27 protein-coding genes are annotated in these 22,788 nt (G+C 65.0%); 14 read left to right on the top strand and 13 right to left on the bottom strand.

What is annotated here, in order from left to right:
- From AC04MI_RS14870 to hemP, 6 genes are all read left to right on the top strand, one after another.
- The coding region (locus tag AC04MI_RS14870) for an alpha-hydroxy acid oxidase (protein ID WP_476498057.1) at positions 1-976 on the top strand (976 nt) is incomplete at its 5' end.
- Positions 977-1,112: 136 nt separating this feature from the next.
- Positions 1,113-1,385: a (2Fe-2S)-binding protein gene (locus AC04MI_RS14865; RefSeq protein WP_056063825.1), complete on the top strand. Its 273-nt coding sequence runs from the start codon at positions 1,113-1,115 to the stop codon at positions 1,383-1,385.
- Positions 1,386-1,488: 103 nt separating this feature from the next.
- Positions 1,489-2,178 carry an energy transducer TonB gene (locus tag AC04MI_RS14860; protein WP_056063828.1) on the top strand — a complete coding sequence of 230 codons (690 nt, stop codon included), beginning with the start codon at positions 1,489-1,491 and terminating at the stop codon, positions 2,176-2,178.
- Between the two features lie 25 nt (positions 2,179-2,203).
- On the top strand, positions 2,204-2,920 hold the full coding sequence (locus AC04MI_RS14855; protein WP_056063831.1) for a MotA/TolQ/ExbB proton channel family protein: 717 nt from the start codon (positions 2,204-2,206) through the stop codon (positions 2,918-2,920).
- 3 nt (positions 2,921-2,923) lie between these two features.
- Positions 2,924-3,337 carry an ExbD/TolR family protein gene (locus AC04MI_RS14850; protein WP_015014562.1) on the top strand — a complete coding sequence of 138 codons (414 nt, stop codon included), beginning with the start codon at positions 2,924-2,926 and terminating at the stop codon, positions 3,335-3,337.
- A gap of 294 nt (positions 3,338-3,631) precedes the next feature.
- Positions 3,632-3,856 (top strand): hemin uptake protein HemP, encoded by a 225-nt coding sequence (gene hemP / locus AC04MI_RS14845; RefSeq protein ID WP_436077086.1) that lies wholly within the window; start codon positions 3,632-3,634, stop codon positions 3,854-3,856.
- Between the two features lie 251 nt (positions 3,857-4,107).
- Here hemP and AC04MI_RS14840 read toward each other — a convergent pair whose 3' ends face one another.
- Positions 4,108-4,515: a GlcG/HbpS family heme-binding protein gene (locus AC04MI_RS14840; RefSeq protein ID WP_015014564.1), complete on the bottom strand. Its 408-nt coding sequence runs from the start codon at positions 4,513-4,515 to the stop codon at positions 4,108-4,110.
- Positions 4,516-4,737: 222 nt separating this feature from the next.
- On the opposite strand from AC04MI_RS14840, the gene AC04MI_RS14835 reads away from it, so the two are divergent.
- Together AC04MI_RS14835 and AC04MI_RS14830 are read left to right on the top strand one after the other, a co-directional pair.
- The gene (locus AC04MI_RS14835; protein ID WP_436077085.1) at positions 4,738-5,433 is read left to right on the top strand and encodes a Bax inhibitor-1/YccA family protein; all 696 of its coding nucleotides are present in this window, start codon (positions 4,738-4,740) and stop codon (positions 5,431-5,433) included.
- 113 nt (positions 5,434-5,546) lie between these two features.
- Entirely contained in the window at positions 5,547-5,921 is a 375-nt protein-coding gene (locus AC04MI_RS14830) for a hypothetical protein (RefSeq protein ID WP_056063836.1), read from the top strand.
- A 77-nt stretch (positions 5,922-5,998) separates the two neighbouring features.
- On the opposite strand, the gene rlmD is transcribed toward AC04MI_RS14830, so the two are convergent.
- The 3 genes from rlmD to AC04MI_RS14815 form a co-directional block, all read right to left on the bottom strand.
- Entirely contained in the window at positions 5,999-7,462 is a 1,464-nt protein-coding gene (gene rlmD, locus AC04MI_RS14825; protein WP_436077084.1) for a 23S rRNA (uracil(1939)-C(5))-methyltransferase RlmD, read from the bottom strand.
- 58 nt (positions 7,463-7,520) lie between these two features.
- On the bottom strand, positions 7,521-7,817 hold the full coding sequence (locus AC04MI_RS14820; protein ID WP_116747258.1) for a hypothetical protein: 297 nt from the start codon (positions 7,815-7,817) through the stop codon (positions 7,521-7,523).
- 82 nt (positions 7,818-7,899) lie between these two features.
- Positions 7,900-8,373, bottom strand: coding sequence for an Lrp/AsnC ligand binding domain-containing protein (locus tag AC04MI_RS14815; RefSeq protein ID WP_015014569.1), 474 nt, complete (start codon positions 8,371-8,373; stop codon positions 7,900-7,902).
- A gap of 138 nt (positions 8,374-8,511) precedes the next feature.
- On the opposite strand from AC04MI_RS14815, the gene putA reads away from it, so the two are divergent.
- Complete coding sequence (gene putA, locus AC04MI_RS14810) at positions 8,512-12,258, top strand: trifunctional transcriptional regulator/proline dehydrogenase/L-glutamate gamma-semialdehyde dehydrogenase (protein ID WP_436077083.1); 3,747 nt, start codon at positions 8,512-8,514, stop codon at positions 12,256-12,258.
- Positions 12,259-12,358: 100 nt separating this feature from the next.
- Here the strand turns inward: putA and AC04MI_RS14805 are convergent, their stop codons facing one another.
- The 6 genes from AC04MI_RS14805 to guaB form a co-directional block, all read right to left on the bottom strand.
- Positions 12,359-13,429 carry a DUF6352 family protein gene (locus AC04MI_RS14805; RefSeq protein ID WP_436077082.1) on the bottom strand — a complete coding sequence of 357 codons (1,071 nt, stop codon included), beginning with the start codon at positions 13,427-13,429 and terminating at the stop codon, positions 12,359-12,361.
- Between the two features lie 105 nt (positions 13,430-13,534).
- On the bottom strand, positions 13,535-14,122 hold the full coding sequence (locus tag AC04MI_RS14800) for a 2'-5' RNA ligase family protein (protein WP_436077081.1): 588 nt from the start codon (positions 14,120-14,122) through the stop codon (positions 13,535-13,537).
- A 79-nt stretch (positions 14,123-14,201) separates the two neighbouring features.
- Positions 14,202-15,818, bottom strand: a complete 1,617-nt coding sequence (gene guaA / locus AC04MI_RS14795; protein ID WP_108500092.1) for a glutamine-hydrolyzing GMP synthase — start codon at positions 15,816-15,818, stop codon at positions 14,202-14,204.
- A gap of 12 nt (positions 15,819-15,830) precedes the next feature.
- Positions 15,831-16,265 (bottom strand): type II toxin-antitoxin system VapC family toxin, encoded by a 435-nt coding sequence (locus tag AC04MI_RS14790; RefSeq protein WP_056063857.1) that lies wholly within the window; start codon positions 16,263-16,265, stop codon positions 15,831-15,833.
- Positions 16,262-16,519 (bottom strand): type II toxin-antitoxin system Phd/YefM family antitoxin, encoded by a 258-nt coding sequence (locus tag AC04MI_RS14785; protein ID WP_056746479.1) that lies wholly within the window; start codon positions 16,517-16,519, stop codon positions 16,262-16,264. The genes AC04MI_RS14790 and AC04MI_RS14785 overlap by 4 nt, the downstream gene beginning before the upstream one ends.
- Positions 16,520-16,611: 92 nt before the next feature.
- Positions 16,612-18,087: an IMP dehydrogenase gene (gene guaB, locus AC04MI_RS14780; protein ID WP_055398151.1), complete on the bottom strand. Its 1,476-nt coding sequence runs from the start codon at positions 18,085-18,087 to the stop codon at positions 16,612-16,614.
- Positions 18,088-18,195: 108 nt separating this feature from the next.
- On the opposite strand from guaB, the gene AC04MI_RS14775 reads away from it, so the two are divergent.
- Entirely contained in the window at positions 18,196-18,717 is a 522-nt protein-coding gene (locus AC04MI_RS14775) for a DUF4124 domain-containing protein (protein WP_476498056.1), read from the top strand.
- 42 nt (positions 18,718-18,759) lie between these two features.
- Here AC04MI_RS14775 and AC04MI_RS14770 read toward each other — a convergent pair whose 3' ends face one another.
- A complete protein-coding gene (locus AC04MI_RS14770; RefSeq protein ID WP_476498055.1) occupies positions 18,760-19,125 on the bottom strand; it encodes an RnfH family protein in 366 nt (121 codons plus the stop codon).
- Complete coding sequence (locus AC04MI_RS14765) at positions 19,118-19,558, bottom strand: type II toxin-antitoxin system RatA family toxin (RefSeq protein ID WP_056746485.1); 441 nt, start codon at positions 19,556-19,558, stop codon at positions 19,118-19,120. The genes AC04MI_RS14770 and AC04MI_RS14765 overlap by 8 nt, the downstream gene beginning before the upstream one ends.
- A 130-nt stretch (positions 19,559-19,688) precedes the next feature.
- On the opposite strand from AC04MI_RS14765, the gene smpB reads away from it, so the two are divergent.
- The 4 genes from smpB (at position 19,689) to AC04MI_RS14745 (ending at position 22,275) form a co-directional block, all read left to right on the top strand.
- Entirely contained in the window at positions 19,689-20,162 is a 474-nt protein-coding gene (smpB, locus tag AC04MI_RS14760) for an SsrA-binding protein SmpB (protein ID WP_056746487.1), read from the top strand.
- Between the two features lie 220 nt (positions 20,163-20,382).
- Positions 20,383-20,754 carry a COG4315 family predicted lipoprotein gene (locus AC04MI_RS14755; protein ID WP_476498054.1) on the top strand — a complete coding sequence of 124 codons (372 nt, stop codon included), beginning with the start codon at positions 20,383-20,385 and terminating at the stop codon, positions 20,752-20,754.
- A gap of 34 nt (positions 20,755-20,788) precedes the next feature.
- Complete coding sequence (locus tag AC04MI_RS14750; RefSeq protein WP_056746488.1) at positions 20,789-21,346, top strand: RNA polymerase sigma factor; 558 nt, start codon at positions 20,789-20,791, stop codon at positions 21,344-21,346.
- Positions 21,347-21,369: 23 nt separating this feature from the next.
- A complete protein-coding gene (locus AC04MI_RS14745; RefSeq protein ID WP_146871888.1) occupies positions 21,370-22,275 on the top strand; it encodes an anti-sigma factor family protein in 906 nt (301 codons plus the stop codon).
- A 40-nt stretch (positions 22,276-22,315) separates the two neighbouring features.
- Here the strand turns inward: AC04MI_RS14745 and AC04MI_RS14740 are convergent.
- Positions 22,316-22,788, bottom strand: a 473-nt coding sequence (locus AC04MI_RS14740; RefSeq protein ID WP_476498053.1) for an enoyl-CoA hydratase/isomerase family protein, incomplete at its 5' end; no start/stop codon positions are given.

The following is a 22,788-nucleotide window of genomic DNA, read 5'->3' as shown; positions in this document are numbered from 1 at the left end:
GCCCCTGTGGCCCCGCGTGCTGCGGCCGCTGGCGGGTGGGCACACCCGCGTGCCCCTGCTGGGCCGCACGCTGGCGCACCCCATCCTGCTCGCACCCGTGGCCTTCCAGCGCCTGGCGCACCCCGACGGCGAACTGGCCATGGCCTATGCCGCAGCGGCGCTGGGCGCGGGCGTGGTGCTCAGCACCCAGGCCAGCGTGTCGCTGGAGAGCGTGGCCCAGGCCGTCCTGCCCGACCCGGGGCGCGGCCCGCTGTGGTTTCAGCTCTACCTGCAGCCGGACCGAGGCTTCACCCAGTCTCTGGTGCAGCGTGCCGAAGCGGCCGGCTATGAGGCCCTGGTGCTCACGGTGGATGCCCCCACCAGCGGCGTGCGCGACCGCGAACGGCGTGCGGGCTTTCGGCTTCCGCCCGGCGTGGGCCCCGTCAACCTGGCAGGCCTGCAGGCACCCGCGCCTTCCGCGTTGGGCCCCGGCCAGAGTGCCTTGTTCGACGGCCTGCTCCACCATGCGCCCACGTGGGACGACATCGCGTGGCTGCAGTCCATCACCCGGCTGCCGGTGCTGCTCAAGGGCGTGCTGCACCCCGCCGACGCGCGCCAAGCCGTGTCGCTGGGCGCTGCGGGCCTCATCGTGTCCAACCATGGCGGGCGCACGCTGGACACGGCCCCTGCCACCGCCACCGCGCTGCCCCGTGTGGTGCAGGCCGTGCAGGGCAAGGTGCCGGTGCTGGTGGACGGCGGCATCCGGCGCGGCACCGATGTGCTCAAAGCCATGGCGCTGGGCGCCTCCGCCGTGCTGGTGGGGCGCCCCGCCGTGTGGGGCCTGGCCAATGCAGGCGCTGCGGGCGTGGCCCATGTGCTGCGCCTGCTGCGCGACGAGCTGGAGGTCGCCATGGCCTTGACCGGCTGCGCCACCCTTGCCGAAGCGACTTCCGCGCTGTTGGACGGCCACGACGAGCCCGCCGCGGGCGCGATCTGAGGCCCGGGGTATCGGCAGCTCCACACGGGCAGGTGCGCCTTCCCCCTGTCGGCAGGAATGATTTATTGCAAATGCGATAGATTCGTATTTATAATCTCAATCATCCTTTCAACAGCCAGCCACACTGCCTGCCGCCATGATCGTCTGTGTTTGCCGCCGGGTTTCGGACCGTGAGATTGCCCGCCATGCCCGTGCCGGCATGAGCTTCGATGAGATCCAGTTCGAACTGGGCGTGGCCACCCAATGCGGATGCTGCGAAAGCTGCGCCCGCGACGTGGTGGCGCAGTGCAGTGTCTCGAACCCGGTAGCCGCCTTGCGCAACGATGCGGCGCCGCAGACGATCCAGCTTGCCAGCTCCATCCTGGAAAGCAAGTCATGGAACTCCTCTCTACCCTCGCAGGCAGCCTGATCCTGGTCGCAGGTTCGGCCTGGTGGATCTTTCGCAAATAATCCGGGTTTACCCGGCAACGTCCGCCCTATGCTAGGGGCGGCGCTGCCCTTCCTTTCTTTTTATGTCTCACCCTGATCGTTTCGCCCCCCCTGGCGGTGTGAGCCGCAATGCCGTGATCGTCGGCTCCGTGGTGGCGCTGCATGTGGCGGGCATCTGGGCCCTGCAGTCCGGCCTGGTGCGCAAGGCGGCCGAGGTGATCGTGCCGGCCGAACTGCTCAGCGAATTCATCGCGCCGCCCGCCCCGCCCAAGGTCACCCCGCCGCCACCGGCACCACCGCCCCCTCCCAAGCCAGCGCCCAAGGCCGCGCCGCGCCCGGCACCGATGCCCGTCGCCATTGCCGACCCCACGCCAGCGCCCAATGCCCCCACCGGCATCACCACGCCCCAGCCGCCCGCACCGCCCATCGAGGCCCCCGTGGCGCCCCCGGCCCCCGCGCCTGCGCCACCGGCGCCACCCGCACCACCCAAGATCGAGCTGCCGTCCAGCGACGCGGCCTATCTCAACAACCCCAAGCCCAGCTACCCCGCCATCAGCAAACGCATGGGCGAGCAAGGCAAGGTGGTGCTTAGGGTGCTCATCGGCACCGATGGCGTGCCGCAAAAGGTCGAGGTCAACAAGTCCAGCGGCTTTGACCGGCTGGACCGCCAGGCCCAGGACGCCGTGATGCGCTGGCGCTTTGTACCCGGCAAACGCAACGGCGTGCCCGAGGCCATGTGGAACCTCGTCCCCGTCAACTTTGTTCTCGAATAAACCAATCACCGCTCAGGGAGTTTTCATGGAATCGCAATTCGGCATCGCCAACGTCTGGATCCAGGGTGACTTTGTCACCCGCGCCGTCGCCATCCTGCTGCTGGCCATGTCGCTGGCCTCGTGGATCGTCATCCTCATCAAGGCACTGGACATCATCAAGTTCAAAAAACACGCCCGCGCCGCCCAGGACTTCTGGCACAGCGAGGACTTTGCCGCGGGCCTGACCAAGCTAGGCGCCGACCCGACCAACCCCTTCCGCCACCTGGCGCTGGAAGGCCGCGAAGCCACCGCCCACCACCGCAACACCAAGGCCCACCTGCACGACAGCCTGGACGTGAGCGACTGGGTCACCCGCTGCCTGCGCAACTGCATCGACGAGTTCACCGCCCGCCTGTCCTCGGGCCTGGCCATCCTGGCGTCGGTGGGCTCCACCGCCCCGTTCATCGGCCTGTTCGGCACCGTGTGGGGCATCTACCATGCGCTGCTGGCCATCGGCACCTCGGGCCAGTCCACCATCGACAAGGTGGCCGGCCCCATCGGTGAAGCGCTGATCATGACCGCGCTGGGCCTGGCCGTGGCCATCCCGGCGGTGCTGGGCTACAACGCGCTGGTGCGCGGCAACAAGTCCATCCTGAATGGCCTGAACAGCTTTGCCCATGACCTGCACGCCTACTTTGTGACCGGCGCCCGCGTGAACGCTGGAGAGCCCGGCAAGGTGCTGCCCATGAAGAAAGGCGGCTAAGCCATGGCCTTTGGAACCCAAGACGACACCGATGACGTGATGAACGAGATCAACATGACGCCCCTGGTGGACGTCATGCTGGTGCTGCTCATCATCTTCATCATCACCGTGCCGGTCATGAAACACGCGGTGAACGTGGACCTGCCCCGCGCCACCAACCAGCCCGAGAACGTCAAGCCCGAGACCGTGCGCCTGTCGGTGTCGGCCGATGGCAAGTTCTTCTGGAACGAGTCCCAGGTGTCGGAAGAAGAACTCTTCCCCCGCCTGCAGGCCGAAGCCGCCAAGGAGCCCCAGCCGGACCTCCACATCCGTGGCGACAAGAACGTGCGCTACGAATTTGTGGCCCAGGCCATGGCGGCCGCGCAACGCGCTGGCGTGCGCAAGATCGGGTTTGTAACCGACCCGCAGGGCCAGTAAAGACACGGCGAAAGTCACCGGCCCGGTCCCTGCCCATCTTGGCCAGCCCACCCGTCGTGGGCGCGCTAGCGGGCACCAGGGAACGCAGGGCCAGTGCAGCGGGCTCGCAGCCCCCTGCACTGCGCCCAGGGCGCACGAACCCTTGCCCCGCGCCCCAGGGCGCTGCTCAAAGCCTCGCCCTTGCATCGGATGCAGGGCGGAACCAAGAACAAAAAGAAACACACCGTTCGCTTGACTTGTAATTGCGAATCGTTATCATTAACAAAACGCACTGCAATGACCCAGGAAAACTCCATGCAAGCCTCCCTGACCTCCGCCCCGCTCCGCTGCGCCGTGCCAGCTGACTCCGCAGACGCCTCGGCATCTGGCGAGGCCCCGTTGTCCGGTGCGCATTGCGCCACTGCTGCACTGGACAGCAGCGTGCTGCTGCAAGGGCACAAGACCGTCGCCATCAGCCACAACGGCTCGGTGTACCGCCTGCAGGCCACCAAGCTGGGCAAGCTCATCCTGACCAAATAGTTTCATCGTGGGGCGACTCCCGGGCTTGCAACAAGCTCGCAAGGGTCGTTTTTGCCAGCCAACGGGTTTGCTCCCGCGTAGCCAGGCTTTTTTTGCCGCCCCCGATCCTGCCAACAAAAAACCGGCCCACAGGCCGGTTTTTTCATGCTCCCAGAGGGTTTTGAAGCGTTTTCAGCCCCATGCGCTAGTGGAACATGCGCTTGCAGATATCAAAATAATAGCAACCACACTCCCTGCCGGGAGCCCCCGAATCAGAGGCCCAGGGCTGCAATGCCCGCGCGGGCGATCTGTGCATCTTCGGTGGACTTCACGCCGCTCACGCCCACCGCACCCAGGCACTGGCCGTCCTTCATGATCGGCACGCCGCCTTCGAGCAGGCCGTCAATGGTGGGCGCGCTCAGGAACGAGGTACGGCCGCCGTTGATCACGTCCTCGTAGACCTTGCTTTCGCGGCGGCCCAGAGCGGCCGTGCGGGCCTTGGAAGGAGCGATGTGCGATGACACGGCTGCGGCACCGTCCAGGCGCTGCAGCCACAGCAGGTGGCCGCCATCGTCCACGATGGCGATGGTCACAGCCCAGTTGTTCTTGAGGGCCTCGGCTTCAGCGGCGGCGGCCACGGCCTTGACGTCGGCCAGTTCGAGTTCGTGCTTGGTTTTCATGAAAGGATCCGAAAGTGGGAGAGGAAACCGGGCCGCACAGGCCGCCCCGGCACGCAAAGAGAGCCGAGCATACCGGCATCCCCGGCGCCGTTGCCCCCAGCCAGGGTGAAAGTATCCTTACCAAAAGTAGGTGACCGGGTGCGGTCATTGCAAAGCAAAAAAGCATCACCACCTAGAATTTGTGATGTCTGCGTCGTGCAGGCCAACAAGGAGAGACACAAGATGAATGACCAAGTCACCACCCTGGGCCACTCTGCGGGCTATGGCATCTCGCAGGAAGAGCGCCACAAGGTGCTTCGCAATACTTACTGGCTGCTCGCGCTGAGCATGATCCCCACGGTGCTGGGCGCCTGGATCGGCGTGGCCACCGGCATCACCCGCTCGCTGAACGGCGGCCTGGGCCTGATCGTGTTCCTGGGCGGCGCGTTCGGGTTCATGTTCGCCATCGAAAAGACCAAGCGCTCGGCCGCAGGCGTGCCGGTGCTGCTGGCCTTCACGTTCTTCATGGGCCTGATGCTGTCGCGCATGATCGGCATGGTGCTGGGCTTCAAGAACGGCACCGACCTCATCATGACGGCCTTTGCCGGCACGGCCGGAGTGTTCTTCGTGATGGCCAGCCTGGCCAGCGTCATCAAGCGCGACCTCTCGGGCATGGGCAAGTGGCTGATGGTGGGCGCGCTGGTGCTCATGGTCGGCGGCATCATCAACGTGTTCGTCGGCTCTGGCGTGGGCATGATGGTGATCTCGATGCTGGCCATCGGCATCTTCAGCGCCTACATGCTGTATGACCTGAAGCAGATCCTGGACGGCGGCGAAACCAACTACATCAGCGCCACGCTGGCCCTGTACCTGGACATCTTCAACGTGTTCCAGAGCCTGCTGGCCCTGCTGGGCATCATGGGCGGCGAGCGCGACTGAGCCCTGCCAGTCCCTTGACCTCCATCAAAAGGCTCCCTCGGGAGCCTTTTTTGTGGGTCGCGCCCCAGGATCAAGCCTCAATAGCGCGGCCAGTGTGCCGATAATGCAAGTACATGTATCCACAAAGCCCTTCCACCGCATTGCGCCTGATGGTTCTGGCGGGCCTGTTGCTGCTTGCAGGCTGCGACAAGATCCCGGGCCTGGGCCCTGACCCGCGCGTGGCCCAACGCGATGCCGAGGCCAAGGCCATCGGCGGTGCCTGCCGACACGCACTGCGGGGGCTGGAAGACTGCTACACCCTCAACCCCAAGGCCTCCAAGGCCTCGGTGTTTGCGGGCTGGAAGGACATGGACGCCTACATGCGTGAGAACAAGATCGAGGGCACGCCCTCGGTGCTGGGCAAGGTGGAAAAGCCCGAACGCAGCGAACGCGCGCCCGACATCGAAACCGAACCCCGCGACCCCGCAGCCAGCCGCAACCGCAGCTGATATTGCGCGGGGGAGGCAAGGCCGCGGGACGAGGGCTGCGCCCTCCCCTTCCTGAAGCCTCTTTCTGGCAACCGGACTCAGACCCGCTCGAACACCGCCATGCTCTCCACATGGGCCGTGTGCGGGAACATGTTGATCATGCCCGCCGCCGTGCACCGGTAGCCGGCCAGATGCACCAGCAGCCCAGCATCGCGCGCCAGGGTGGCTGGGTTGCAGCTCACGTACACAATGCGCTTCGGGGGCATCCAGCCTTCGGCCCCTGCAGGCAAGGGGCCAGCGCCCTCGGCGCCAATGCGGGCCTGTTCAATGTCCGCCAGCGCCTTGGCCAGCGCAAACGCCCCCTCGCGTGGTGGGTCCACCAGCCACTTGTCGGCAGTGCCGTCGGCCACCAGCATCTCGGGCGTCATCTCGAACAGGTTGCGCGCTACAAAATCCGTAGCTGCCAGTGCTTTATGGTCTGGCGCCTGGGCCTGATTCAGTGCATAGTTCTCACGCGAGCGGGCCACCAGGGCCTCGCTGCCCTCGATGCCCAGCACCTCGCGCGCCTGCGTGGCCAGGGGCAGCGTGAAATTGCCCAGGCCACAGAACCAGTCGATCACGCGTTCGTGGGGCTGCACGTCCAGCAGGCGCAGCGCGCGGCTCACCAGCACGCGGTTGATGTGCGGGTTCACCTGGGTGAAGTCCGTGGGCTTGAAAGGCATGGTGATGCCGAAGTCTGGCAGTGCGTACGACAGCTGCTCGCCGCCTTCGTCCAGCAGCTTCACCGTGTCCGGGCCCTTGGGCTGCAGCCACCATTGCACATGGTGCTCCGCCGCAAAGGCGCGCAGCCGGGCGATGTCATCGGTGCTCAGCGGCTTCAGGTGGCGCAGCACCAGCGCGGTCACGGTGTCACCGCAGGCCAGCTCGATCTGTGGGCAGGTGTCGCGGGCATCCAGGCTGGCAATCAGTGCCCGCAGGGGCATCAGCATGGCATCGACATGCGGGGGCAAGATCTTGCAGGTCTGCATGTCGGCGATGTAGCGGCTCTTGCGCTCATGAAAGCCCACCAGGACCTGGCCCTTCTTGATCACGTGGCGCACCGCCAGGCGGGCGCGGTAACGGTAGCCCCAGGCGGGCCCCTCGATGGGACGCAGCATGGTCTCGGCCTTGACCTTGCCCAGGTGCCAGAGGTTGTCTTCCAGCACCCGCTGCTTGACGGCCACCTGGGCGCCCACGTGCAAGTGCTGCATCTTGCAGCCGCCACAGGCACCTGCGTGCAGGCCAAAGTGGGGGCAATCCGGCCGCACGCGCTGGGACGACTCGCGGTGGATCGCTACCAGGCTGGCCTGCTCCCAGTTGTTCTTCTTGCGGTGGGTGTTGGCGGTGACCAGCTCGAATGGCAGGGCACCATCGATAAAGACCACCTTGCCGTCGGGCTTGCGGGCAACGCCCTGGGCGTCCAGGTCCATGGACTGCACGTGCAGCCAGCCTTCGGGCAGGTCGCTTTGGGAATTCTGCTCGGTGGGTTCAAACGAGGGGGATAGTTCTTTCGGTTCGCTCATCCCCCGATTGTCTCAGGCGCGGCACGCCCACTGGCCGCACCCCTGCGAACTGTCCGTTTCAGCCCCGGTCAGCGCGCGCAGGCCGCATGCCCCCGGGCGCGGACACGGCCGTGAGTGGCAGCTTGTTGATGGTGAGTTCGCAGCCAAAGTTGTCGGGCGAAAACACGAGGGTCGAGCCCGGGGCCACCAGGGGCAGGGTTTCGTGGATCTGCCGTGACATGTCTACCGGCGGCACCTGAGCGCGGTACACGATGTCCTTGTCAGGGCCATAGACGACGTAGCAGGATGCAGCGGCCGTCTGGCTGAACAGGGCAGCCACCAGGGCTGCGGCGGCATAGGGGAAAGCGGTCGTCATGGTATGGCTCCTCATGCAAGCAGATCTGCAGAGAATTATGCGGGCTTCTGCCAGCACCGCCAATCCGGTGTGCGGTGTGGGGTTAGCGCAGGTACAGGTGGTTGGTGTGCTTGACCTCTTCCATCACCGCATAGGTCCGCGTCTCGCGCACGCCGGGCAGTTGCCACAGCACATTGCCCGCAAACACGCGGTAGGCATTCATGTCGGCCGATCGCGTCTTGAGCAGGTAGTCAAACCCGCCCGCCACCATGTGGCATTCCATGATCTCAGGGTGCACCTGTACGGCAGCCTTGAACTGGTCGAACACATTGGGCGTAGTGCGGTCGAGCAGCACCTCCACAAACACCAACATGCCCGCGCCCAGCTTGAGCGGGTTGAGCCGCGCCTCGTAGCCCAGGATGAAGCCATCGCGCGTAAGGCGCTGCACGCGCGCCAGCACGGCGGTGGGCGACAGGGCCACCGCCTCGGCCAACTTGAGGTTGGCAATGCGGCCGTCCTCCTGAAGGATTGACAGTATCTTGCGGTCAATCCGGTCCAGATCGGGTTCTGTTTGCATATCGATTAGAGTTTTATTCGGCTTCAACGCCAATTTTCGATCATTTATTCATTGCCAACCCAAGGATCATCGCCAATAACGCGCCCAACTAACACTTCCCACCGTGTTGGGCCCACCAAATCCCTGAAAGACACCGCCATGACGCAGCCCTCCGCCCCGTTTGCCGACTTCGCTCCCCGCACCCCGCTGAGCAACCCGCTGCGCGCCGCCATCACCGCCGCCACCCGCCGCCCCGAGCCCGAGGCCCTGGCCCCGCTGCTGGCCCAGGCCCGCCTGCCTGCCGATCAAGCGGCGTCCGCCGAGCAATTGGCGCTGCGCATTGCCAAGGCGCTGCGCGAACGCAAGGCCAGCGCCGGGCGCGCAGGCATCGTGCAGGGGCTGCTGCAGGAGTTTTCGCTGTCGTCGCAAGAAGGCGTGGCGCTGATGTGCCTGGCCGAGGCCCTGCTGCGCATCCCCGACAAGGCCACACGCGATGCGCTGATCCGCGACAAGATCAGCCACGGCCAGTGGGATGCCCACCTGGGCAAAAGCCCCTCGCTGTTCGTCAACGCTGCCACCTGGGGCCTGCTCATCACCGGCAAGCTGGTGGCCACGCACAGCGAAGGCAGCCTGGGCAACTCGCTCAGCCGCCTGATCGGCAAGGGCGGCGAGCCGCTGATCCGCAAGGGCGTGGACATGGCGATGCGCATGATGGGCGAGCAATTTGTGACCGGTGAAACCATCGACGAAGCCCTGCGCAACGCCCGCACGATGGAGGCCGAGGGCTTTCGCTATTCGTACGACATGCTGGGTGAGGCCGCGCTGACCAGCGAAGACGCCAAGCACTACTACGCCTCTTACGAGCAGGCCATCCACGCGATTGGCAAGGCCTCTGCCGGGCGCGGCATTTACGAAGGGCCTGGCATCTCCATCAAGCTCTCGGCCCTGCACCCGCGCTACAGCCGCGCACAGTTTGGCCGCGTGATGGACGAGCTGTACCCGCTGGTGTTGCGCCTGACCGCGCTGGCCAAGCAGTACGACATTGGCCTGAACATCGACGCCGAAGAAACCGACCGCCTGGAGCTGTCGCTGGACCTGCTGGAGCGCCTGTGCCACGAGCCCACCCTGGCGGGCTGGAACGGCATTGGCTTTGTCATCCAGGCCTACCAAAAGCGCTGCCCGTTCGTCATCGACTACGTCGTGGACCTGGCCCGCCGCACCCAGCGCCGGCTGATGGTGCGCCTGGTCAAGGGCGCGTACTGGGACAGCGAAATCAAGCGCGCCCAGGTTGATGGCCTAGAGGACTACCCCGTCTACACCCGCAAGGTGCACACCGACATTTCGTACATCGCCTGCGCACGCAAGTTGCTGGCCGCGCCCGAGGCCGTGTACCCCCAGTTCGCCACGCACAACGCCGAGACGGTGGCCACCATCTACCAACTGGCGGGCAGCAACTACTACGCGGGGCAGTACGAGTTCCAGTGCCTGCACGGCATGGGCGAGCCGCTGTACGAGCAGGTGGTAGGCGCTGTGACCGCAGGCAAACTCGGCCGCCCATGCCGCATCTACGCCCCCGTGGGCACGCACGAAACCCTGCTGGCCTACCTGGTGCGCCGTTTGCTCGAAAACGGCGCCAACACCTCGTTTGTGAACCGCATTGCCGATGAAACGATTGCGCTGGATGAGCTGGTACGCAGCCCCGTGCAAGTGGTGGACCAGCAAGCTGCGGCAGAAGGCACTGCGGGCTTGCCTCACCCGCGCATTGCCACGCCCCAGGGCCTGTATGGCGCGCACCGCACCAACTCGCGCGGGCTGGATTTGTCGAACGAAAACACGCTGACCGAGCTGGCCACCACCCTGCAAGCCACGGCAAGCCACGCCTGGACGGCAGCGCCCCTGCTGGCTACTGACTTGCCCGTAGGCACCACCCAGCCCGTGCGCAATCCTGCTGACCATAGCGATGTGGTGGGCCGGGTGCAAGAGGCCACCACCGCCGACGTAGACCAGGCCCTGGCCCACGCCCAGGCCGCCGCAGCCCCCTGGGCCGCCACGCCGCCCGCCGAGCGCGCTGCCGCCCTGCTGCGCACCGCCGACCTGCTCGAAGCCCGCATGCAGCCCCTGCTGGGCCTGCTGATGCGCGAAGCGGGCAAGAGCGCCAGCAACGCTGTGGCTGAAGTGCGCGAGGCCGTGGACTTCTTGCGCTACTACGCAGCCCAGGTGCAAAGCACCTTCGACAACGCCACCCACATCCCGCTCGGCCCCGTGGCCTGCATCAGCCCCTGGAACTTCCCGCTCGCCATCTTCATGGGCCAGGTGGCGGCCGCGCTGGCCGCTGGCAACCCCGTGCTGGCCAAGCCCGCCGAACAAACCCCGCTGATCGCCGCCGAGGCCGTGCGCCTGCTGTGGCAGGCCGGTGTGCCCCGTGCCGCCGTGCAACTGCTGCCCGGCCAGGGTGAGACCGTGGGCGCCCGCCTGATTGGCGACGCCCGCGTGATGGGCGTGATGTTCACCGGCTCCACCGAAGTCGCGCGCATCCTGCAACGCACCGTGGCCGGGCGCTTGGACGCTGCAGGCCGCCCCATCCCGCTGATTGCCGAAACCGGTGGGCAGAACGCGATGATCGTGGACTCGTCCGCGCTGGTGGAACAGGTGGTGGGCGATGCCGTGTCGTCCGCCTTTGACAGCGCAGGCCAGCGCTGCTCGGCGCTGCGCGTGTTGTGCGTTCAGGAAGAAGCCGCCGACCGCGTGGTGGAGATGCTGCAGGGCGCCATGGGCGAACTGCGCGTGGGCAACCCAGGAGCGCTGCGTGTGGACGTGGGCCCCGTCATCGATGCCGAAGCACAAGCGGCCATCATCCGACATATAGAGAACTTCAAGGCCAAGGGCCATCGGGTGTTCCAGCACCCGAACCATGTGTCGGCCGCCGGCACACAAGGCACCTTCGTGCCTCCCACATTGATCGAACTGAACCACATCGGTGAGCTGGAGCGCGAAGTCTTCGGCCCCGTGCTGCACCTGGTGCGCTACGCGCGCGACGACCTGGATCGCCTGCTCGACCAGATCAACGCCACCGGCTACGGCCTGACGCAAGGTGTGCACACCCGCATCGACGAAACTATTGCCCGCGTGGTGAACCGGGCCCATGCTGGCAACGTGTACGTCAACCGCAACATGGTGGGCGCCGTGGTGGGCGTGCAGCCCTTTGGCGGCGAAGGCCTGTCGGGCACGGGGCCCAAGGCAGGTGGGCCGCTGTACCTGCTGCGCCTGCTATCGCAGCGCCCGGCCGATGCGCTGGCACGCACCTTTGCCGAAGCTGATCGCTTCAGCCCACCCGACACCGAGCGGCGCGAGCGCCTGCTGGCACCGCTGACCACGCTGGAGCAATGGGCGCTGCAACAAGGCAATGCCGCGCTGACCGCCACCTGCCAGCGCTTCGCCCAGCAAACCCAAGGCGGCACCGCTCGCACCCTGCCCGGTCCCACCGGAGAGCGCAACGTCTACACCCTGGCGCCCCGTGCCCGCGTGCTGTGTCTGGCGCAAAGCACGGACGACCTGCTGGTGGAGACGGCTGCCGTGCTTGCCAGCGGCGGCACCGCCCTGTGGCCCACGGCCCTGGCCCACCTCCGCACACAGCTACCCACGCTGGTGCAGGCGCAGGTTCTGCTACAGGACAACACACTGAACGACGGCACGCAGGCGCTGGACGCCGTGCTGCACCATGGCGACGCCCCATCCCTGCATGCGGTGTGCACCGCCCTCGCCCGCCGCACCGGACCCATCGTGGGCGTGACTGCGCTCCAGCCCGGCGCGACGGACATTCCGCTGGAGCGCCTGCTCATCGAACGGGCGTTGAGCGTGAACACGGCGGCGGCAGGGGGCAATGCGAGCCTGATGACCATTGGATGAGCGCACGGCACTTGGTTGTCATCCGTCAGGGAGAAATTTGAATCAAATTGGCCGCTAGCGCATATTTTTCATGCGCTAGCAGCTATTGATTCAATAGCAATCAAGACGCCGATGCCAACGGCAGATTGAGCAAGAGGTTCTGCGGCTTGATGCGCACCACACCCTCGGCGTTGGTCGCCAAACCCAGATACACCGGCTTGCCCGCCACATCGGCGCGCATCTCGGCCGGGTTGGCAAAGGTCAGCGTGAACAGGCTCACCAGCCGCGCCATGCGCTCAGACTCCACGGGCCGGTCCTGGTACAGGTCGTTGAGGATGGCGGTTGACTCCACATCCAGCCCCACATGCCAGCGCCACGCGCTGTCGGTGACCTCGTGAACAGGCTCGATCTGCACCTGCACGCCTAACAGATGCGCCACCCAGCGCTCCAGCACACGGGCCAGTGCCTTCAGGCCGGATCGGGCGCGGGTCATCTTGAAGGTCAGGCCATGGCTCAGGTCCTGTGTCAGCTCATGGGTCAGGTCGAGCAGAAAGTGGTGGCGGTCACTCTCCTGCCAATATTGCGCCGCATTGTCGGCCGACAGCACCTTGACCTGCGCCGTGGGCTGCAGTGCACCGCTTTGCAACAGCAAGCGCCCCACCTCGCCCAGGCCCGCAGTTTCGTTGAGCATGTCGAGCGTCGCCCGGTCGCCTGCCAGCATTTGCCCGTCTTGCAAGGTGATGCGCTGCGGCCGAAACAGCATCTCGGCAGCGCGGGCTTCAAAGGCGTCGTTGCAGTTGTCCAGCACATTGCGCAGCAGGGCCTGCACCACGGCGTCGATGAACACGGCGGGCACATTCACCGCCCCACTGCGCATGAGCTGCAGGTAATAAGCCTCCAGCGTGCCGGCGGCCAGCAGGCCATCGCGGAAGCGCAGGAACACGGTGTAGTTCTCGCGCGCGTCTTCGTCCTGCAATGCAGCCAGCTCCGCAGAGGTGACCGCCCGCGCGGGTGACACCTTGAGCGATTCATGCAGTGCGATCTCTACAGCGCACGACTCCGGCACCAGCGCCAACTCTGGTCGGGCCAGCAGCCAACGCAGGTATCCGTCGGTGGGGGGCAGCCAGCCACGGGCATCGCGATCCAGCGTTTGGAAACCACAACCGGGCCAGAAATCGTGAAGTGTCGTCATGAAGAAATGAGAGAGCCAATGACCTCAGAGGATGGTAGCCGCGGAAGCTTCCGCACCACGACGCAGCACAGCGAGTACGCATTGGTATCCGCTTGCTTCGCAACATCACCAGTCAAGAAAGACCTGTTGCCGTGCCTTCAAGGTCCAGTGCGCGAGCACATCATGCCTGCTCAGGCCGTAGAGGCTGTCTACCAAGGCAAACTGCGTCACGGTCCACGCCACGGGAGCAACCACCATTGGGTCAATGCGTTCGTGCTTGTAGTGCAAAGTCATGTGCGGGTGGAAATGGCTGCGGATCTGAGTTTCTGCAAACCCCAAGCGGCGCATCGTGTTGCCAAGCGCATGTTGAAATCCTCGCAATTCACGCGCAGCGCCTGCTTGTGGCGCCAGCTCGACGGTGCCGAAAGTCCCCTTTTCAAAGCCGCCCCGGGACTGCAGCACGTCGAGGCGGACCCCAAACGGTTCGTAGTCCATGGCGCTACCCGCCGCCAGCGCCAAGTCGATTACCTCTCGGGGGATGCTGTTCAGGAAGCGCCCCAGGTAATGGAGCGTGATGTGCAGCCGATCCAAGGACATGGGCTCGCCTCTGCCCGCCCCACAGGGTCCTTGGAGGCGCTGCAGTAACCCCTTGGCCATCTCGGCGGCAAGCGGCGTAGGGGAAAGAAAATAGTAGAGGTCGTGAAGCGGGGACATGGCACACAAAGCTCCGGAAGATCCGTCGCATTGTGCGCCAATACTGTTTAAATAACCAGTATTTTGATTTACCCCCCACTCACTCCCATTCAATCGTCGCTGGTGGCTTGCTGCTCACGTCGTACGTCACGCGGTTGATGCCACGCACTTCGTTGATGATGCGGCCTGACACCTTCTTGAGCAGCGCGTAGGGCAGTTCGGCCCAGTCGGCGGTCATGAAGTCGCTGGTCTGCACGGCGCGCAGGGCCACCACGTAGTCATAGGTGCGGCCATCGCCCATCACGCCCACGCTCTTGACGGGCAGGAACACGGTAAAGGCCTGGCTGGTGAGGTCGTACCAGGTCTTTCCTGTAGCTTCGTCCTTGAAGTTACGCAGCTCTTCGATAAAGATCGCGTCAGCACGGCGCAGCAGGTCGGCGTATTCTTTCTTCACCTCGCCCAGGATGCGCACGCCCAGGCCGGGGCCGGGGAAGGGGTGGCGGTAGACCATGTCGGGCGGCAGGCCCAGGGCTACGCCCAGTTCGCGCACTTCGTCCTTGAACAAATCGCGCAGGGGTTCCAGCAGCTTCAGGCCCAACTGCTCGGGCAGGCCGCCCACGTTGTGGTGGCTCTTGATGGTGACGGCCTTCTTGCTCTTAGCGCCGCCGGATTCGATCACGTCGGGGTAGATCGTGCCCTGGGCCAGGAAGGTGGCACCCTTGTGGCCACCGGTGCCTGCCTTGAGCTTGGCGGCCTCGGCCTTGAACACGTCCACAAACAGGCCGCCGATGATCTTGCGCTTTTGCTCGGGCTCGCTCACCCCCGCCAGCTTGCCCAGGAACAGGTCGCTGGCGTCCACGCGGATGACCTTGGCGTGCAGCTTGCCCTCGAACATGTCCATGACCATGTCGCCTTCATTCAGGCGCAGCAGGCCGTGGTCCACAAACACGCAGGTGAGCTGGTCACCAATGGCGCGGTGGATCAGCGCGGCAGCCACGGACGAATCCACGCCGCCCGACAGGCCGAGGATCACCTCCTCATCGCCCACCTGCTCGCGAATCTTTTGCACAGCCTCTTCGATGTAGTCGCCCATGACCCAGTCGGCACGGGTGCCGCAGATGCCCAGCACAAAACGCTCCAGCAAGGCGCGGCCCTGCACGGTGTGTGTGACTTCAGGGTGGAACTGCACGGCGTAGTAGTGGCGGCTTTCGTCGGCCATGCCAGCGATGGGGCACGAGGGTGTGGAGCACATCACCTTGAAGCCCGGGGGCAAGGCAGTGACCTTGTCCCCGTGGCTCATCCACACCTTGAGCATGCCGTGGCCTTCGGGCGTGGCGAAGTCTTCGATGCCCTTGAGCAGTTCGGTGTGGCCATGGGCGCGCACTTCGGCGTAGCCAAATTCGCGGGTGTTGGAACCCTCGACCTTGCCGCCCAACTGCTGGGCCATGGTCTGCATGCCGTAGCAGATGCCCAGCACGGGGATGCCGAGTTCAAACACCGCATCCGGCGCCTTGTCATCCACCTCGTACACGCTGGCGTGGCTGCCCGACAGGATCACGCCCTTGAGCGAGCCGTCCTTGGCATAGTCGCGGATCCACTCGTCGGTCACGTCGCAGGGGTGCACCTCGCAGTACACATGGGCCTCGCGCACGCGGCGGGCGATGAGCTGGGTGACTTGCGAGCCGAAATCGAGGATGAGGATTTTCTGGTGTTGCATGGTGGTGGTCCGTCAGAGGCTGGAGAGATCAAGAAGCGGGACGCCGCTGCGCTGGGCGGCAGCGATCTGGTGAGAATCAAAGGTGGCCAGAGGCAGGCGCAGGGAGCGCGCCAGCCACAGGTACGCAGCATCAAAGGTGGGCAGGCCGGTTTCCAATGCCACGTCGAGCACGGCTTTGTGCTGGGCAGGGGCCAGTTCGTGCAATTCGACGCGGTGACGAATGGCTTCGAGCACGCCCCACAGGCCTTCGACGGAAGCGGCTGGAATGCGCCCGCTGTTCACACCGGTGGCCAGTATGTTGTGGCACTCCCAGTGCCAGAGGTTGGGCGCCTGCGGCTCGACCTCATCGCGGCGGATCAGGGCGTACAGGCGGCGGGTGTGTTCGCTGGCCGCGTCCGGCAACAACCAGGCGGCAGTGACCGAGGCATCGAGCACGAAAGCGGTCATGCAGTGCTCCGCCCTGCACGGCGCAAGCCATCCACTGTTGTTGACCCAGCGGGTTGAATGCTGGCGTGCAACACGTCCATCTGGCCCAGTTCGCGCGCAATCTGTTCGTCAGAAATCACTGGGCGGCGGCGCACCGGCAGCATGCGCACCACCTCTTTGCCGTGGCGGGTGATGCGCACTTCCTCGCCCTGCTCGACCAGTTCGATCAAGGCAGAGAACTTGCTTTTCGCTTCGTAGATGCCAACGGACTGCATAAATAAAAAAGTCTGGCCTGAATGGTGAATTCAGACCAGACTATATCAGTTTGACCAGATTTTTTCAATCAGGCCAGATCGGCTTACAACGATCAGTCAGCGCGGTAGTTCGGCGCTTCCTTGGTGATCTGCACATCGTGCACGTGGCTTTCGCGGATACCAGCAGTGGTGATCTCGACGAACTCGGCCTTGTTGTTCATCTCTTCGATCGTGGCGCAACCGCAGTAGCCCATGGAGGCACGCACGCCGCCAGCCATCTGGTAGACGATGCTGACCATGGAGCCCTTGTAGGGCACGCGGCCTTCGATGCCTTCAGGCACCAGCTTGTCAGCGTTGGGGTTGCCGGTGCTCGATTCCTGGAAGTAGCGGTCTGCACTGCCCTGCTGCATGGCGCCAATGGAGCCCATGCCGCGGTAGCTCTTGTAGCTGCGGCCCTGGAACAGAATGACTTCGCCGGGCGCTTCTTCGGTGCCTGCAAACATGCCGCCCATCATCACCGTGCCTGCGCCAGCGGCCAGGGCCTTGGCGATGTCGCCGCTGTAGCGGATACCACCGTCGGCAATCAGCGGCACGCCGGTGCCCTTGAGGGCCGTGGCCACGTTGTCGATGGCCATGATCTGGGGCACGCCCACACCCGCCACGATGCGGGTGGTGCAGATGGAACCGGGGCCGATACCGACCTTGACCGCATCCGCACCGGCCTCAACCAGTGCCAGGGCTGCAGCGCCGGTCGCGATGTTGCCGCCGATCACGTCGATCTGCGGGTAGTTCTGCTTGACCCAGCGCACGCGGTCGATCACGCCCTTGCTGTGGCCGTGGGCCGTGTCCACCACGATGGCATCCACACCGGCCTTGACCAGCGCTTCAACGCGTTCTTCGGTGCCTTCACCCACACCCACCGCCGCGCCTACGCGCAGGCGGCCTGCGGCATCGCGGGCAGCGTTGGGAAAGCTGGTCTGCTTGGTGATGTCCTTCACCGTGATCAGGCCCTTGAGTTCAAAGGCGTCGTTCACGACCAGGATGCGTTCGAGTTTGTGCTTGTTGAGCAGCGCCTTGGCTTCGGCCGGCGTGGTGCCCTCTTTTTCATTGACCGTGATGAGCTTCTCGCGCGGGGTCATGATCTGGTGGACCTTGACGTCGTAACGGGTCTCGAAGCGCAGGTCGCGGCCTGTGACGATACCCACCACCTTGCCGCCGTCGCACACCGGGAAGCCCGAGATGCCCAGTTGTTCGGACAGCTGGAGCACCTGCAGCACGGTGTGCTCGGGGGTGATGACCACGGGATCACGCAGCACGCCAGACTCGTAGCGCTTGACCTTGGCCACATGAGCAGCCTGCTCTTGCGCCGTGAGGTTCTTGTGCACGATGCCGATGCCGCCCTCCTGGGCAATGGCAATGGCCAGACGCGCCTCGGTCACGGTGTCCATGGCAGCGGACACGAGCGGCAGGTTCAGTTGGATATTGCGGGAGAGTTTCGTCGCGAGGGACGTGTCCTTGGGCAGGACCTGGGAGTACGCTGGCACCAGCAACACATCGTCGAAGGTGAGCGCTTTTCCAAGAAGGCGCATGAGAAAGCTCCAAAAAACGGATTGTACCCGCGCCGCGTGTGGTGAAAACGCGCCCACCCGTCTGCAACGCACTGGCGGGGGGGGAATCACATGGATAAACTTGTCCGCATGAAAATGCACAAGCTTCTCCTGCTGGCCGTGGCCTGCACCTGGGCCATGGGCGCGGCGGCGCAATGGCAGTGGACAGACAAAGACGGGCGCAAAGTCTTCAGCGATCGTCCGCCACCACCCGATATCCCCGAAAAAAGCATCCTGAAACAGCCTGGGGGCAACCGCCCGGCACGAGCTGCCGTCCCGGCCGCGCCAGCAGCCTCTGACGCGGCGCCCGCAGCAGCAGCGCCCAAGACCACTGCCAGCGCCCCTGGTGCTGGCAAGGACAAGGAGCTGGAAGAGAAGAAAGCCCAGGCCGAGGCCGCAGAAGCCGCCAAGAAAAAGGCCGAGGACGAAAAGATCGCCAAGGCCAAGGCTGAAAACTGCACCCGCGCACGCGCAGCCAAAGCGGCGTTCGATGCTGGCAAGCCCATCACACAAGCGAACGCCCAGGGCGAAAAAATCTTCCTGGACGGCCCCGCCCGCGCGGCCGAAGCCAAGCGCATCGACGAGATTGTCGCGGCCGACTGCGTACGCTGAGCTGCATGCTGCTCCGCTACCGCGCGGATCAACTCAGCAGTATCAGTAGCCTGACTTGCCCCCTGGTCGGCGGCGCGCAAAGAGTCCGGTAGTGCGCGCCCCTTGTCGGGCAAAGCGCTCCCGCCGTGCTACCTTGGGGTCCACCTTCAAAGGTCGGTAGATTTCTACGCGGTCCTGGGGCTGCAACACCCCATCCAGATTGGCAGCACGGCCCCAGATACCGACGCACGGTGCGCCCCCCTCCTCCAGCGCGGACAGCGTGGCCGTACCGCAGCTGGCGTGCAGGGCATCCGCTACCGTGGCGCCCACCGGCAAATCCAGAGTCCACTCACGCACCTCGCGCGGAGCCAGGCAGACGACGACGGTGATAGCGATGGTCGCCGGGGCACCTCCACCCACCTCAGCCATAGACCTGTTCCGCTCGCTTGACGAAGGCATCGACCATGCTCCCTGCGATGCGGTCAAACACCGGCCCCACCAGCGTGGCCAACGCAGCACTGTCAAACCCATAGTTCAGCATCAACTCCACCTTGCACGCACGCTGCGTGCCGTCCCCCACGGGATGAAAGTGCCAATCCCCGTCCAGCCGTGAGAACGGTCCTTTCACCAGATGCATCTGCACACGCCTGCCCACTTCGTGCGTGTTGCGTGTGACAAAGGTCTGGCGAATGCCGCTGAATGCAATGCCCACCTCGGCGGTCATGCCCTCTTCGGTCTGCTCCAGCACTGCGGCGCGGTCGCACCAGGGCAGGAACTGCGGGTAGTGCTCCACCCCGGTGACCAGGGCAAACATCTCTTCGGGGCTGTACCAAATGAGGACGGACTTGTGGACGGTTTTCATGCAGGCAACTGGCGCGGGGCTTTCGAAGGGGAAAGGCGGGCCGGGGAAACTAGAATCACGGGTCTCTGAACGGCCACAATTGTATGTAGGGAGACCTTTTATCTTCCGCAGGGCGCCGCATCTGATCTACATGGCCAAAAAACCCGATCCCACCTCCCGCATTGCCGACAACAAGAAAGCGGCCTACAACTACTTCTTCGAGGAGCGCCACGAGGCGGGCATGGTGCTGCACGGCTGGGAGGTCAAGGCGCTGCGCGAAGGCAAGGTGCAGCTGACCGATGGCTACGTGCTGATCCGCGATGGCGAGCTGTATCTGCTCGGCTGCCTGATCATGCCGCTCAAGACAGCGTCCACCCATGTCAACCCCGAATCGGCACGCACCAAGAAGCTGCTGCTCAAGAAGGACGACATCAAGCGCCTGATTGGCAAGGTCGAGCAAAAGGGCTACACGCTGGTACCCATCAACCTGCACTGGAAGAACGGTTTCGTGAAGTGCGAGATCGCCCTGGCCAAAGGCAAGGCCGAGCACGACAAGCGCGACACCATCAAAGACCGCGAAGGCAAGCGCGAGGTGGAGCGCGCCATGAAGAGCAGGAACAAATAGTCCCCAAAGTCGCTGAGCAATGTCCCCCAAGAGGACCGTATACGGGGAGGCGGAGCAGCCTTGACAGGATGCGCCGGCCCGGGCCGTGCCAGTTTCGAAGGCCCTGCGCGCTGCTGGTCACTATTTTTTCAGTTGTGATGGAATAAATCACCACGTCCGGGTGTTCATCCCGGTGCAAGGCAGCATTCGCCTCCGCCTGCACCACCCTCTGGAGAAACCCATGAAGAAACTGATCTCGATGGCCGCATTCGTCGCAGCCGCTGCACTGGCTGGCTGCGCCACCATGGACGACTCGCCCGTGAAGACCATGGACGGCGTACTGGTCGGCGCGGGCGGCATGACGCTCTATACGTTTGACCGCGATGCTGCAGGCAGCGGCAAGTCAGTGTGCAACGGCCCCTGCGCCAGCAACTGGCCGCCGCTGATGGCCAGCAAGGCCCCTGGCAGCGACTACAGCGTCATCACCCGCGACGATGGCAAGACCCAGCTCGCCTACAAGGGCAAGCCGCTGTACTACTGGATCAAGGACACCAAGCCCGGAGACAAGACGGGCGAAGGCGTGAACCAGGTGTGGCGCACCGCACGGCCGTAAGAGCTCGCACAGCGCAACACAGGCCCCGCACGGCATGAATCGCTCCCAGGTCATCGAACAGCTGCCGGGCCTGCGCCGCTACGCGCGGGTGCTGACGGGCGATGCCTGGGCGGCTGATGACCTCGTACAGGACACGCTGGAGCGGGCCTGCAGCAAATGGCTGCTGTGGCGCACCGGCAGCGACCTGCGCGCATGGTTGTTCACCCTGATGCACAACCTGTATCTCAACCAACGCCGCGCGTTGCCCGCGCTGCCCCCTCTGGACATCGATGAGGTTCAAGACCAGCTGCAAGGCGCCCGTGCGCCCTCGGATGACGCCCTGGACCTGGAGCGCTGCCTGCAGCGCCTGCCCGCCGACCAGCGGGCCGTGCTGCTGCTGGTGGCGATGGAGGACATGAGCTACGAAGACACCGCGCGCATCCTGAGCATTCCGGTGGGTACCGTCATGTCACGCCTGTCGCGGGCCCGCATGCGCCTGCGAGTGCTGATGGACCGGGAACCCACATCAGGCACCGCACCGGCTGTACCGGCCGCCCAGGCGGGCGCAGCCGCCGCCGCAGGCACGACGCCTGCACTGCGCCGCCTCAAATAGCCACCCTGACCCGATCCTCCATCATGGACCCGACACACCCAGCCCCCCCAGCACGCGCAGAAGAGAGCAGCGCCTGGCATGCCCTTGTGGACGGCCAGTTGCCGCCCGCCCAGGCACAGGCGCTGCGCGAGCAACTGCGGGACGATGAGGAGGCACAGGCCACACTGGCCCACTGGCAGGCGCAGCGGCAGCGGCTGCACGACCTGCACCAGGACCTTCTCCACGCCCCCGTTCCCGATGCCTTGCTGGCCGCAGCATTGCGCGCCACAGACCGCAGGGAGCAACAGGCGCAGTGGTGGCGTTGGGGTGGCATGGCTGCATCGGTCCTGCTGGCCTTTGTGCTGGGCTGGACGGGCCGCAGCCAGTGGCCCGCAGGGCTACCCGGCAAAAAGCTGGCGACTGGCCAAGGAGCCACGCTGGTGGCAGCCGAACCCGCACAGCGCTTCGCACAGCAGGCCTCGGTGGCCCATGCGGTGTACCAACCCGAAGTGCGTCACCCCGTAGAGGTCACGGCTGCCCAGCAAGACCACCTGGTGCAATGGCTGTCCAAACGGCTGGACCGACCGCTGAAAGTCCCTGTGCTGGGCGCCCAGGGCTATGAACTGGTGGGAGGCCGGTTGTTGCCCGGCGATACCGGAGTGCGCGCGCAGTTCATGTACCAGAACAGCGCAGGCCAGCGAATCACGCTGTACCTGGGCGCTCTCGCTCCCACCCCGCCCCGCCCTGCCAGTGACAACCAGGGCGGCACCAAAGCGCGCACGGAAGCACCGGCGGCAGCACCCACCACCGCGTTCCAGTTCACACGCGAAGGCCCGGTGCCGGGCTTTTACTGGACGGATGCCGGCTTTGGCTACGCCCTGAGCGGACAGTTGTCGCGCCCCGAGTTATTGAGCCTGGCCACAGCGGTTTATCAGCAGCTGAACCCCTGACGCGCCGCCGGGGGCCCGGCCCAACCATGTCCGTATGCGGTCAGGACAAATGGGCCAGCGGATGGGCGTGTGCGGGCCAGGGGCTGGCAAAGAACGGTGCCACCATCTCCGGCGTCACATCTTCAATGCGGCCTGGATTCCACTGAGGCGCATGGTCCTTGTCCACGGCCAGGGCACGGATGCCTTCCACGGTCTCACTCTGTCCTGGGCGCAGGAAAAAGCAGTGACGCACCATATCGCGCTCCATGCGCAGGTCGTCGGCCAGGCCCATCGCACGGGCGCGGCGAATCTGCTCCAGCACCACATGCAGCATCAGTGGCGAACGCTTGCGCAGCGTGGCGGCCGTGGTGCGTGCCCAGTCGCTGTCGGCGGCCTCGAGTGCCCGCACGATCTCGCCAACGGTCGGCAGCGCAAAATATTGGTCAATATCGGCCAGAGCGCTAGTACCGCTTACCTGAGATGCTACAAATTGAGAAGCAACATAAGCCTTTATGGCCGCGCCATCTGCAAAGC

The organism is Acidovorax sp. LjRoot204 (genome assembly GCF_056175785.1).
The sequence above is the reverse complement of the archived record's forward strand: the minus strand, read 5'-3'. Positions and strand labels throughout refer to the sequence as shown.